Source organism: Ectothiorhodospira mobilis (assembly GCF_900114895.1).
In the GTDB taxonomy this organism is placed as follows: domain Bacteria; phylum Pseudomonadota; class Gammaproteobacteria; order Ectothiorhodospirales; family Ectothiorhodospiraceae; genus Ectothiorhodospira; species Ectothiorhodospira mobilis_A.
In genome coordinates this window covers 33,952-46,732 of sequence record NZ_FOUO01000010.1, presented here as the reverse complement: position 1 = coordinate 46,732, position 12,781 = coordinate 33,952, and the positions used below count along the sequence as shown (strand labels likewise).

General features: G+C 68.5%; 11 protein-coding genes. 6 read left to right on the top strand and 5 right to left on the bottom strand.

What is annotated here, in order from left to right; all coding sequences use genetic code 11:
* Positions 1 to 906 precede the first annotated feature (906 nt).
* Positions 907 to 1,704, bottom strand: coding sequence for a hypothetical protein (locus BM214_RS08905; RefSeq protein ID WP_090485891.1), 798 nt, complete (start codon positions 1,702 to 1,704; stop codon positions 907 to 909).
* Positions 1,705 to 1,924: 220 nt separating this feature from the next.
* Here BM214_RS08905 and BM214_RS08900 point away from each other — a divergent pair, with 220 nt between their 5' ends.
* The 6 genes from BM214_RS08900 to BM214_RS08875 all read left to right on the top strand — a co-directional run bounded on the left by BM214_RS08900 (position 1,925) and on the right by BM214_RS08875 (position 8,374).
* Entirely contained in the window at positions 1,925 to 3,877 is a 1,953-nt protein-coding gene (locus BM214_RS08900; protein WP_090485888.1) for a pyruvate kinase, read from the top strand.
* Between the two features lie 49 nt (positions 3,878 to 3,926).
* Entirely contained in the window at positions 3,927 to 5,204 is a 1,278-nt protein-coding gene (locus tag BM214_RS08895) for an MgtC/SapB family protein (protein WP_090485885.1), read from the top strand.
* 128 nt (positions 5,205 to 5,332) lie between these two features.
* On the top strand, positions 5,333 to 6,625 hold the full coding sequence (locus BM214_RS08890) for a SpoIIE family protein phosphatase (RefSeq protein WP_090485882.1): 1,293 nt from the start codon (positions 5,333 to 5,335) through the stop codon (positions 6,623 to 6,625).
* A complete protein-coding gene (locus BM214_RS08885; protein ID WP_090485879.1) occupies positions 6,622 to 7,185 on the top strand; it encodes a SiaB family protein kinase in 564 nt (187 codons plus the stop codon). Before BM214_RS08890 ends, BM214_RS08885 begins: the two co-directional genes overlap by 4 nt.
* 20 nt (positions 7,186 to 7,205) lie before the next feature.
* A complete protein-coding gene (locus BM214_RS08880; RefSeq protein WP_090485878.1) occupies positions 7,206 to 7,598 on the top strand; it encodes a DUF1987 domain-containing protein in 393 nt (130 codons plus the stop codon).
* A gap of 29 nt (positions 7,599 to 7,627) precedes the next feature.
* Complete coding sequence (locus BM214_RS08875; protein WP_143096377.1) at positions 7,628 to 8,374, top strand: GGDEF domain-containing protein; 747 nt, start codon at positions 7,628 to 7,630, stop codon at positions 8,372 to 8,374.
* On the opposite strand, the gene BM214_RS08870 is transcribed toward BM214_RS08875, so the two are convergent.
* From BM214_RS08870 to BM214_RS08855, 4 genes are all read right to left on the bottom strand, one after another.
* Complete coding sequence (locus tag BM214_RS08870; RefSeq protein ID WP_090485872.1) at positions 8,371 to 8,709, bottom strand: hypothetical protein; 339 nt, start codon at positions 8,707 to 8,709, stop codon at positions 8,371 to 8,373. The genes BM214_RS08875 and BM214_RS08870 overlap by 4 nt on opposite strands.
* 172 nt (positions 8,710 to 8,881) lie before the next feature.
* The gene (locus tag BM214_RS08865; RefSeq protein ID WP_177217633.1) at positions 8,882 to 9,412 is read right to left on the bottom strand and encodes a phosphatase PAP2 family protein; all 531 of its coding nucleotides are present in this window, start codon (positions 9,410 to 9,412) and stop codon (positions 8,882 to 8,884) included.
* Positions 9,409 to 10,665 carry a glycosyltransferase family 4 protein gene (locus tag BM214_RS08860; RefSeq protein ID WP_090485869.1) on the bottom strand — a complete coding sequence of 419 codons (1,257 nt, stop codon included), beginning with the start codon at positions 10,663 to 10,665 and terminating at the stop codon, positions 9,409 to 9,411. The genes BM214_RS08865 and BM214_RS08860 overlap by 4 nt, the downstream gene beginning before the upstream one ends.
* Before the next feature lie 124 nt (positions 10,666 to 10,789).
* On the bottom strand, positions 10,790 to 12,595 hold the full coding sequence (locus BM214_RS08855; RefSeq protein ID WP_244887913.1) for a bifunctional diguanylate cyclase/phosphodiesterase: 1,806 nt from the start codon (positions 12,593 to 12,595) through the stop codon (positions 10,790 to 10,792).
* Positions 12,596 to 12,781 lie beyond the last annotated feature (186 nt).

Here is a 12,781-nt window from a genome sequence, read left to right as displayed (position 1 = left end):
GCCACGGGCATCATGGCCACCGCCGGGGGATTTCCCGGTCCCGCACGAGGCGGGTCATGCTGGGAGTGCCGCGCCCCGGCTCGGCTTAGGAAAAGAATGCCGAGCTGGGGCTCGGCGCTCCCAGGGATTGTACAGCCGCGGCTTCTACCGCACCTGGATGCCCATTGCCTGGAAGGGCTCACATTGCATGGATGACTGCCCCAGAGAGTCTGCACGCCGGTTGGCCACCGGCCATCCGGCCGCCACGGGCATGTGGCCACCGCCGGGGATTTACCAGTTCCGCGCGAGGCGGGTCATGCTGGGAGCGCCGAGCCCCAGCTCGGCTTAGGAAAAGATGCCGAGCTGGGGCTCGGCACTCCCAGGGATAGGCACAACTGTGCTTCTCCCCCGCACCTGGATGCACCATTGCCTGGAAGGGCTCACATTGCATGGATGAATGCCCCCAGAGAGTCTGCACGCCGGTTGGCCACCGGCCATCCGGCCGCCACGGGCATGTGGCCACCGCCGGGGATTTACCAGTTCCGCGCGAGGCGGGTCATGCCGGGAACGCCGAGCCCCAGCTCGGCTTAGGAAAAGATGCCGAGCTGGGGCTCGGCGCTCCCAGGGGTTGTACAGCCGCGGCTTCTACCGCACCTGGATGCCCATTGCCTGGAAGGGCTCACATTGCATGGATGACTGCCCCCAGAGAGTCTGCACGCCGGTTGGCCACCGGCCATCCGGCCGCCACGGGCATCATGGCCACCGCCGGGGGATTTCCCGGTCCCGCACGAGGCGGGTCATGCTGGGAACGCCGAGCCCCAGCTCGGCTTAGGAAAGGGCGCCGAGCCGGTGCTCGGCGCACCCAAAGCATAAGCGCCACACCCCTTGCGGAATGCGGCGCCATTACCACCAAAGATCAGAACGCGATCAGGGCCGATAGGAGAGATAGCGCTGCATGGTCTCCTCATCCAGGGCCTTGAGGGTGGTGCGCTGGGGACCGGCAGCGATGCGGGTGACATGCTTGCCGCTCATCTTATCGCCGGGCTTGAGCACCCACAGGCGGCCGTCTTCCATGCTCACCTCGAAGCCCGGCTTGGCGGCCATGTACTCCAGGGCGGTCTCATTGTCCAGGGCCTTGAGGGTCATGCCCTTGGGACCGGCGCCAATGAAGGTCACGTGCTTGCCGCTCTTCTCCTGACCGGGCTTGAGCACCCACAGGCGGCCGTCCTCCACACTCACCTCGAAACCCGGCTTGGCCGCCAGATACTCCAGGGCGGTCTCGTTGTCCAGGGCCTTGACCGTCAGCCCCTGGGGACCGGCACCGATGAAGGTCACGTGCTTGCCGCTCTTCTCCTGACCGGGCTTGAGCACCCACAGGCGGCCGTCCTCCACGCTCACCTCAAAGCCCGGCTTGGCCGCCAGGTACTCCAGGGCGGTCTCGTTGTCCAGGGCCTTGACCGTCAGCCCCTGGGGACCGGCACCGATGAAGGTCACGTGCTTGCCGCTCTTCTCCTGACCGGGCTTGAGCACCCACAGGCGACTGTCCTCCAGGGTGACCCGGAAACCGTCCTTGGCATACCAGTTTGCGGACTGGGCGGCGGACTGCTCGGCGCGGGGCTTGGACGTGGTATCGTCTTCGTTTCCGTTGGTCGGCGCGGTCTGGCAACCCGTTCCCAGAAGGGAAAAGGCCAGTCCGGCCGCCAGAAGGGCGTAGGTGTGCTTCATGGGGATCATGTTCCTCGTCACCGGTGATTCAAGGTTTGGATCAGTCCGCGGTCATGCTAAGGGAGGAATATGACGTTTTATTGACCGCGCCCGCCGTACCCAGGACGCCATCCCGGCCCCTGGGGGACCGGCCCGGCTGTCACCCAAACTTCATGATCTCGTGGTAAGCACAAGAGGAACGGCGATCCCTCCGCCCCATCCCCTGAACGGTACATGCCGCATGTCCGAATCCCCAAGCCCCATCCCGGAAGACGCCACCGCCCCGCCCTACAGCACCGTGACCCGCCGGCTGCCCCCGCCAAAGCCCCCCTTCGACGGCGACACCTGGAACACCCTGCTGGATGCTCTGCTGGCCCTGCACGAGGACGTGGTGCAGGGGGGACGCCGGCGCCTGCAGCGTTTCGAACCGGACTACCCGGCGGACATTCCCCTCTCCGCCCACAACCTGGCCCATTACCTGGCCTTCCGTGCCCTGGACCTGCGCCCCCTGCAAGGGGCCCTGGCGGCCCGCGGGCTCTCCTCCCTGGGACGCACCGAGGCCCATGTGCTCTACAGCATCCAGCAGGTGATGCATATCCTGGCACAATTGGCGGGACGTGCACTGCCGCCCCTGGAGGACACCCCGGCCATCGACTTCGACACCGGGGAACGCACCCTGGTGGAGAACGCCGACCGCCTGTTCGGCGCCCCCTGCGCCCCCAGGGACGTGCGCATCATGGTCACCCTGCCCAGTGAGGCGGCGGTGAACGGGCAACTGGTCCAGTCCCTCATGGAACGGGGCATGAACTGCGCGCGCATCAATTGTGCCCATGACGGCCCGGAGCAGTGGGCACAGATGATCGCCCACCTGCGCCATGCCGAGGCCCATCTGGGACAGCGCTGCACCCTGCTCATGGACCTGGCGGGACACAAGCTGCGCACCGGCCCCCTGGATTTTCGCCCCGCCGTGGCCCATCTCAAGCCCCAGCGCAATCTCCTGGGACGGGTCATGGAACCCGCCTGCATCACCCTGATCCCCCGGGTGGCCCCCCAGGGCCAGGCCCTGGGCACCGCCCGGCACCGCTTCGCGCTGCCGGCAGAGGTCCTGGAACGCTTCGCCAGCGGCGACCGGCTGCGCTGCCGCGACACCCGCGGCAAGCGGCGCACCTTCCGGGTGGACCAGGCCCTCCCCGGCGGGGCCTGGCAGATCACCCTGGACCAGGGGGCCTATATCAGCGACGAGACCCCGTTCCAGCATGAACGCCGCGGGGAGGACGGGTCCTGGCAAACCCTGCAGACCTTCCAGCTGGAATGGCTCACCCGGGAGCCGGTGTCCATCCGCCTCTACCGGGGCTCCCAACTCCGGCTCACCCGGGACCCCCTGCCCGGCCGCCCGGCGGAAACGGACGAACACGGCCAGGTGACGGCCCCGGCCCGCATCGCCTGCTCCACCCCGGAGGCCCTGGACTCCCTGGAACCCGGCCAGCCGGTATGGATCGACGACGGCAAGATCGGCGGCGTGGTGGAGTCCCGGGATGCGGACGGGGTCGTCCTGCGCATCCAGCACTGCCGCCCCCAGGGGAACCGCCTGCGGGCCGACAAGGGCATCAACTTCCCCGGTGCGGACCTCAAACTGCCCCCCCTGAGCCGTCAGGACCTTGGGGACCTGGACTTCGTCGCGGCCCATGCCGACCTGGTGGGGTATTCCTTCGTGGAGTCCCGGGAGGATATGACCGCCCTCATGGACGCCCTGGCGCAGCGGGGCGGGCACGGGCTGAGGATCGTGGCCAAGATCGAGACCCGCCGCGCCGTGGAGCACCTGCCGGAGATCATCCTCTCCACCCTGGGGCGCCACCGCCTGGGGGTGATGATCGCCCGGGGGGACCTGGCGGTGGAGATCGGCGGGGAACGGCTGGCGGAGGTCCAGGAGGAGATCCTATGGCTCTGCGAGGCGGCCCATGTCCCCGTCATCTGGGCCACCCAGGTGCTGGAGACCCTGGCCAAGAGCGGCGGTCTCTCCCGCCCCGAGCTCACCGACGCCGCCATGGCCGGGCGTGCCGAATGCGTCATGCTCAACAAGGGGCCCTACATCCTGGACGCGGTGAGCACCCTCAACGATATACTGATGCGCATGCAGGCCCACCAGCACAAGAAGACCTCCCGGCTGCGCGCCCTGAAACTGGCGGGGGACTGATCCCCCCGGGAGGTCGTGGGGGGCCGCCCCACCCCGACCCAGGCATCCCATGGACGATCCGGCGCATCTCTACACCCTGGCCCTGGCACTGGCCCTGGGGCTGCTCATCGGCCTGGAGCGGGGCTGGAAGGAACGCCTTCTGGAAGAAGGGCAGCGGGTGGCGGGGATCCGCACCTTCGCCCTCATCGGCCTGCTGGGGGGTGTGGCCGGGCTGCTCACCCTGGATCATGGCCCCCTGCTGCTGGTCCTACCCCTGGCCACCCTGGCGGCGGTGCTCATCGCCGCCCACATCCTCAGCCAGCGCCAGGACCAGGACATGGGCATCACCGGCGTGGTGGCCAGCCTGCTCACCTTCTGCTTTGGGGCCATGGCCACCCTGGGCATGCCCCGGCTGGCCGCCGCCTGCGCGGTGGTCACCGCCATCCTCCTGGGGATCAAACCGGTGCTGCACGCCTGGGTGCGCCGCCTGGAGGAGCGGGAGCTCTACGCCACCTTCAAGATGCTGCTCATCTCCGTGGTGATCCTGCCCCTGCTCCCCAACCAGGGCTACGGCCCCTGGGAGGCCCTCAACCCTCATCGCATCTGGTGGATGGTGGTGCTCATCGCCGGCATCTCCTTCGTCGGTTATTTCGCCATGCGCATCGTGGGGGAGCGCCGGGGGATCCTGGCCACGGGGCTTTTGGGCGGTCTCGCCTCCTCCACCGCCGTCACCGTCAACTTCGCCCGCATCGCCCGCCGCAATCCCGCCGGCTCCGGCGTCCTGGCCGCCGGTATCCTGGTGGCGGGGGCCACCATGTTCCCGCGCATGCTGGCCGTCACCTGGGTGCTCAACGCCGATCTGGGACGGCAGCTCCTGGCCCCAGTGCTGGTCATGATGGGCCTGATCTACCTGGGCGCCGCCCTGCTCTGGCGCGACCGCGGCTCCGTCTCCTCCACCGGCCGCGCCGCCCTGCACAACCCCTTCGAACTGCGCCCGGCGCTGATCTTCGCCGGCCTTCTTGTGGCCATCGTGCTCCTCTCCCGGGGGCTCTCGGAGTCCTTCGGCGATGCCGGGCTCTACCTCCTCTCCCTGGCCTCGGGCCTGGCGGACGTGGACGCCATCACCCTCTCGGTGGCGGACATGACCCGGGACGGCCTGGGGCTGCCCACGGCCAACCTGGCCATCCTCATCGCCGCCTTCTCCAACAGCCTGGTCAAGGCCGGACTCTCCCTGGGCATCGGCGGCCTGCGCCTGGGCATCCGCGTCCTCCTGCCCATGGTGCTGGCGGTGGCCTGCGGCGCCCTGACCTGGTGGCTGACCACCCCCCTGGTATCCGCCACGGCTTGAACCAGACGCCTGCCCTCGTCCCGCCCCATCAAAAAACCGTCATATGCCTCCTGTAGGATCCCGCGCCATCGGTTGATTTCCCGTAACAACGGCCCCGGCCATCCATCCTTCCGACCCCAAAACGCCCCATGTCCTCCCCGCCCCCCAGCGACGCCCCCGCCGTACACGGCCCCCTCGTCATCGACCGGCAGTTCGCCGGCGATCTGTTGATGGCGGTGGACCCGGTAACCCCGGAACACACCAACGAACAGGTGGCGGAGATCTTCGCCCGCCACCGCTGGATGCAGAACCTGCCGGTGGTCCATGGCCGCCGGCCCATGGGGCTGATCAACCGCAACCTCTTCCACAACATGATGGCCAAGCCCTACTACCCGGAGCTGTACAACCGGCAGAGCTGCATCGCCTTCATGGACAAGAACCCCCTGGTGGCGGAGGTCTCCACCCCCATCCGCCAACTCACCACCATGGCGGTGCGCACGGGGGAGAAGGTCTTTGCCGACGGGTTCATCCTGGTGGACAACGGCGTCTACGCCGGGGTGGGCCAGACCCTGGACCTGATGGAGGCCATGACCGAACTGCAGGAGCGCCAGCACCGCCAGCTCCTGGAAAGCATCCACTACGCCAGCCTCATCCAGACCGCCCTGCTCAAGCCCGCGCGCCAGGCCATGGCAGGACACCTGCCCGGTCGTCACTGGGTGGTCTGGCGCCCGCGGGACGTGGTGGGCGGGGATTTCTTCCATTTCGTATCCTTGGAGGACGGTTTCCTCGCCGTGCTCATGGACTGCACCGGGCACGGCGTCCCCGGCGCCTTCATGACCCTCATCGCCCAGGCCGCCCTGGAGAGGGCCCTGGCGGAGCACGGCCACGACGATCCCGCTGCCCTGCTGGCGGCCATGAACCGGGACATCAAGCACACCCTCAACCAGTACCAGACCGGCGCCGCGGGGGAGATCCCCCTGGAGGACTCCGACGACGGGCTGGACGCCGTGCTCCTGCGGGTGCGGCCCCGGGCGGGCCAATGGGCCTTCGCCGGCGCCCGCAGCCCGCTGCTGCGCATCCCGCCGCCGCAGGCGGGCGCGGCCGAATACCTCCGGGGGGACCGCCACGGTGTTGGGTATCGCAGCACCCCCCACGATACCCGCTGGCAGAACCACCACGGGCCCTGCCTCCCCGGGGAGCGCTTCTATCTGGTGAGTGACGGGGTGATCGACCAGATCGGCGGTGAAAAACGCATCGCCTTTGGCAAGAAACGTCTCGCACAATGCCTGCAGGAGACACGGCACCTGGACATGGAGGCGCAGGAGAAGGGGTTTTCCGAGACATTCTCCACCTACCAGGGCCCGGAAGCCGCACGGGATGACATCACGCTCATCGGGCTCGAACCCATCCCCCCCCACGGGCCGCAGGAACGACTGCCATGAACCGTGAACTGTGCATCTGCGCCGAGCCAGAGGGCTGTATCCTGAAGAACGGCGAACTGATCTTCTACTACGTGGGCTATTTCTCCCAGAACATCATCCACGCCATCGGCGACGCCGTACGCGCCCGGCTGGAAAACGGCGAGACCCCGGGGGCTGTACGCCGCCGTCTGTTCTCCATCTTCGTGGAGATGGCCCAGAACATCGTCCACTACTCCAGCGAACAACTGCCCGGAGGACACGACCCCGGGGCGGAGATCCGCGCCGGATCCGTCTGCATCTGCCGCGAGGACGCCCACTATCACATCATCTGCCGCAATCCGGTCACCTCGGAATGGGCCGAACGTCTGCGCCACGTGCTCGAAGACCTGCGGCAGATGTCCCGGGACGAGATCCGCCAGGCCTACCGCCGGCAGATGCGCGAGGGCGAGCCGGAGGAAAACAGCAAAGGGGCGGGGTTGGGTCTGCTCACCATCGCCCGGGACAGTGAGGGCCCCATCGATTTCCGGCTGGAGCCGGGAAGCGCCGGCGACCTGATCTTCACCCTCAAGGCCACCCTCTGACCCTGCCAGGAGATGCCGCAATGGACGAGAGACTGTACATCCCCGCCACCCCGGACACCCCCGAGGTGGACTTCCACTTCGCGCAGCGTCACCTGAGCCTGCGGGGCGAGTCCTACCCCGAGAGCGCCGTCCACTTCTACCACGACATCCTGCAGCGCACCCGGGCCTTCCTCCAGGGCCTGAAGGAAGACCGCGTCCGCGTCACCATCGAGCTCAAATACTTCAACAGCTCCAGCACCAAGATGCTCTTCAACCTGGTGGAGTGCCTCAACCAGGCCACCGCCGACGGCAATCACATCCTGCTGGAATGGCTGCACGACCCCGAGGACGACACCCTCCTGGAATTCGGCCAGGAACTGGCCGAGGACTTCCCGGACCTGGATTTGCGCCTCATCCCCACCCAGTCCGCATGATCCCGCCTGCCCCCCGCGCCGAGACCACCATGAACGAACCCGACCTGTTCGCCTCCGAGAGGGCCGCCCTGGCCCGGGCCCGCCGGGTCCTGGCAAAGGAGGATGCCGCCGGGCACAGGGACGCCCTGCAAGGCCTGGCGGATGCCTATGAACGCCTGGTGCGGGACATGGACCGCCTCATCCGTCACGCCGACCGCACGGAACGGGAGCTTGCCCGCGCCAATCAGCAACTGCGCGAACTCACCGAGACCCTGGCCTTCCGCAACCGCCACGACGGCCTCACCGGGCTGCTCAACCGCGAGACCCTGATCCAGGAGGCGGAGGGGATCCTGCAGGAGCGGCCCCTGGGGCTGATCCTGGTGGATCTGGATTTCTTCAAGCAGATCAATGACCGTTACGGCCATCCGGTGGGGGATCGGGTGCTGGTGGACGTGGCCCGGGCCCTGGAGCGGTCACGTCCCGAAGAGGGATACTGCGGCCGTCTGGGGGGGGAGGAGTTCGCCCTGGTGCTGGGCGCCGCATGCGGGCGGATGGCGGCCCAGGTGGCCGATGAGCTCGCCGGGGAGATCCGGGCCATCCGCCGCCCCGAGGCCCCGGGGCTGCGGGTCACCGCCTCCATGGGGGTGGCGGTGGCGGTCCCCGGCGTCGCCTTCGACCGGGTGTATCTGTGCGCCGACGATGCCCTCTATCGCGCCAAATACGGCGGCCGGGACCGCATCGAACGGGTGCGGGACCAGATCGAGCCCGAGGGGGAACCCCCGCCCTGCCACGGTTAGGCGTTGAGCAGCTCGTCGCGCACCTGCGCCCGGCTGTGACCGTCGAAACGGGCCGCCTTGGCGTGGACCACCTCGATCTGCATCTCCCGCAGCAGACGGATCTCCTCCTCCAGCCGGCGGATCTCCCGCTGGCGCATCTCCTCCGCCTTGGCCAGGGCCGCCTGCTCGTCGGTGAACCATTCGCCGGGATGGGCATACATGGGCAGACTGAAGACATTGCCCATCTCGTCGTAGACCAGACGAAAACACATGGTCTGTCCGTCCCCGGGGGCGGGCTCCGCATCCACCCGGAACACCCCCCGGGTCAGCGCCCATTTAGTCACATAGATCTCCATGCCGTCCCTCCCTCAAAGGAATACCGCCTGTACCCGGAGTGTGCGGCCGGGGGCAGCCCCCCGCCGCGGCCGTCCGATCAGCGGCATGGGATCCGGGACGTACGGTGACGGGGGGTGTACTCAGAGGGTACGACCCCGGACGGGGGCGGGCAAGCCCGCCCGGCCGCGGTCCTCAGTAGGGCCCGGCCAGGGCCAGGCTCACCAGGGCCACGCCGGCGCCGATGCCGGCACCGGCCAGCACATCACTGGGGTAATGCAGGCCCAGCACCAGCCGGGACAGGGCCACCAGGAGGGTGAACGGGGCCACGGCCCAGCCCCAGGCGGGCAGATAGGCCGCCAGGATCAGGGTGAAGGCCACGGCGTGCATGGTATGGCCCGAGGGGAAGCTGAAGCGGTCCAGGGGCGGCACGTTCTGCAGGATCGCCGCATCCCGGGTATAGGGCCGGTCCCGCAGGGTGGCCTGCTTGAGCCACTTGTACAGCGGCAGGCAGAGCAACCCCACCAGGGCCATGTGCAGGCTGGCGCGGACCCCAAGGGGCCCGTACAGCAGCGGCAGGACCGCCATGAGCACATACCAGAAGACGCCGTTGCCCAGGCGGCTCACCGCGGCGAAGAGGCGGTTGACGAGCCAGCGCCGGCTGATGCGGTTGAAGGCCAGACACAGGGGCAGTTCCGCTTCAGTCATACGTTGCATCATTCTCATGGCGCGTCCTCCCGGGCGTATTCCTGGAACAGGGCTTCCAGACGGTCGTGCTCACACTTCCAGTCCACCGATTCGGCCGCCGCGCGGGCGCGGCGGCCCATGGGCGGGATCGTCTCGGGGGCCTGCATCAGCCCCTCGGCCGCCTGGACAAAATGCTCAGGCTCGTCGAAGGGGGCGAGGATGCCGCTCTCCCCGTGGCCCAGGTTCTCCCGCGCCGCGGCGTAGTCGTAGGACACCACCACCAGTCCCGAGGCCATGGCCTCCAGCACCACGTTGCCGAAGGTGTCCGAGGTGGAGGGGAAGAGGAATACGTCCCCGCTGGCGTAATGGCGCGCCAGGGGCTCCCCCGTACGCACCCCCACGAGGATGAGGTCGGGATGCTCCCGGCGCAGGCGCTGGGCCTCCGGACCGTCCCCCACGAGGACGAAGCGGGCCCGGGGCTGATGCTGCTGCATGGCACGGAAGGCGTCCACGGCCAGTTGCAGGTTCTTCTCCGCCGCCAGGCGCCCCACATAGATCACGGCGATGTCGTCCTCGTCCAGCCCCCATTCCCGGCGCAGTTCCGGATCCCGGCGCGTGGGGGAGAAGAGCGTGGTATCCACCCCCCGGGCGAGTACGCGGCAGGTGCCAAATCCCCTCTCATGCAGATCGTCCCGCAGGGCCGTGGTGGGCACCAGGGTGCAATGGGTGCGCCGGTGGAAGCGGCGCAGATAGGCGCCGATGAGGGGCTCCAGGAAGCCGATGCCGTAGTAGCGGCTGTAGCTGTGGAAGTTGGTGTGAAAACCGCTGATCACGGGGATGCCCAGGGCGCGGGCCGCGGACAGGGCCGAATGCCCCAGGGGGCCCTCCGTGGCCAGGTAGAGGACGTCCGGACGTTCCCGCCGCCAGGCGGCGCGGATGTCCCGCCCCGCGGGCAGGCCCAGGTGCAGCCCCTTGTATCCCGGCAGGGGCAGGCCCGGGGTGAGCTGCTCCACCAGGCCCTCGCGGGGTTCCAGGCTGCCCTGGTCCGCCTTGTGCTGGCGCGGCCTGACCAGATGCACGCGATGGCCCCGCCCCAGCATGCTCTGCACCATCTGATGCAGGGTGTGGGCGACACCGTTGATCTCGGGGGGGAAGGTCTCGGTGACGATGGCGATGCGCAGGGGCGCAGCGGCGGCCTCGGCCCCCGAGGGGGGGGTGCCGGCGGCGTCAGGGGTTGCCCCTACGGGGGGGACTGGGGCTTGGGAATCGTCCAGGGTGTTGGCGCTACGCATCGGTCTCGGGCTCGTCATGGTTGAGCCGATGCTAGAACGACCCCGTGTCACCCCCGTGAAGTTCCGGTAACCATTCCATGAAACCCTGGATCCCCGCCCCCTGTGCGCCGCCGGCCGCACCCGCCTAGAGGGAACCCGAAAGGAGGCTGCCGGCATGCCCCGGCTGCAACGCCGGGAAGAAGGCATCCAAGTCCCCGGCGGCCGCAGAGCGCCGGTCCACGAACAGGCTGTTGCCCGGCTGGGCCTTGGCCTGCCCCTTTACCTCCCCGGCCCGCTGGGCGATCTCCAGATGGGACTCGAACGCCCCCGGCTGCACCGGCACGACACCGATGGACAGGCTCAGCAGGGGGAAGAAGGCCTGACGGCCCTGGCGGTCCCGGGTGGCGATCCCCCCCGCCAGGCGGTCGCGGTCATCGTAGAAACCCGGAACCCGGGCCTCGAAGGCGCCCAGCAGGGAGCGGCACTGGCGAGCCCAGTCCGGACCGGTGAGCACGAGGATGAAATCGTCCCCGCCCACATGGCCGATGAAGTCGTCGGGCTCCCGGGGCACGGCCCGCAGCAGATCCCCCAGGGCGCGGATCACCCGGTCCCCCCGGGCGTAGCCATAGTGGTCATTGAAGGGCTTGAAATGGTCCAGGTCGCAGTAGGCCACGGTGAAGGGCCGCCCCTCCTGCAGGAGGCGGTCCAGGTGCTCGCCGATGGGCACGTTGCCCGGCAGCTGCGTCAGCGGATTGGCGTAGCGGGCGTAGCGCACCTGCAGATCGGTGATCCGGTGCAGCAGTTCCAGCAGCCAGCCCACCCCCAGGAAGCGTCCGTCCGTGGCGGAGACGATGAGGAACTCCTCCTCCCCCGTGGCCTTGTGGGTGATGCGCGCGCTCACCTCCTCCAGGGGCTGATCCTCCGGCACCACCAGGGGATCGCGTTTCATGAAGAAGCGCAGCGGACTGCGGTCGTGCAACTCCCGGGTGAAACGCTGGGAATAGAGGGTGAGGATCTCACTGCGGCGCACGACGCCCACGGGGCGGCCATCCTCCAGCACCGGCAGGCAGCGCAGATCCGAGGCCGCCTGGAAGCGGGCCACGGTATCCCCCAGGGTCTGGTCCGGCGTGGCCACGGGGTTGCGCCGCGCCAGCTCCCCGGCCATGGCGTGGCGGAAGGGGGAGCGGCTCACGGGGAATCCCCCCGCCTGCCCGCGCAGGAAATGCAGGCTGCGGGGCGGATCCGCCGCCGGACGGGCAAAGTAATAGCCCTGGCCGCAGGGGATCTCCAGGGCACGGATCACCTCGTACTCCGCCTCCGTCTCGATGCCCTCGGCGATCAGGCGGGTGCCCAGGCTGTGGGCGATCTCCCGGATGGAATGCAGGAAATGCCGCTTGATCTCGTCGTTGTGCACGTTCTGCACGAAGTGCATGTCGATCTTCACGTAGTCCGGGGCCAGCTCGGACCAGTGACGCAGGCTGCTGTACCCCGCCCCCAGGTCGTCCAGGGCGATGGAAAACCCCATGTTGCGGTAGTGGTTCACCGCCTCGCGCATGATGCCGTAGTCGGCGATGGGCTGCTGCTCGGTGAGTTCGATCACCACCTGCTCCGGGGCGATACCGGTCTCCTGCAGGGCCTGCAGGGTCATGCCGCGCACCGCGTTGCGGTCGGTGAGCACATCGGGGTTGATGTTCAGGAACAGACGCCGGCCGAGACCCAGTTCCGCATAGCGCTGCAGGATCACCCGCCTACAGAGGATGTCCAGATCGAACAGGCGGCCCAGGCGGGCCGCCTCCGCCAGGAGCTTCTGCGGGGCGTGCCACTGGCTGTCGGAGGGGCCGCGCACCAATCCCTCGTAGCCCATGATCTGCCCCGAGTCCATGGCCACGATGGGCTGGAACAGGGCATGCAACTGCCCCCGGGCAATGATGTCGTCGATGCTTGTACCCATGGACACGTGGCGGGATCCAGTAAGACCAAAGGCGCCTGAATCCAGGCGGGTGCCCGCAAGATACCGCCCACCCGTGACGGATGAATGACACCCTGTCTTCTCTTAGGCCCGCTACGACATCCCTACCGGCCAGAGTCCAGTTGACGCCCGCCCCGGAAACTGTAGAATACGTGACTTCGAACACGA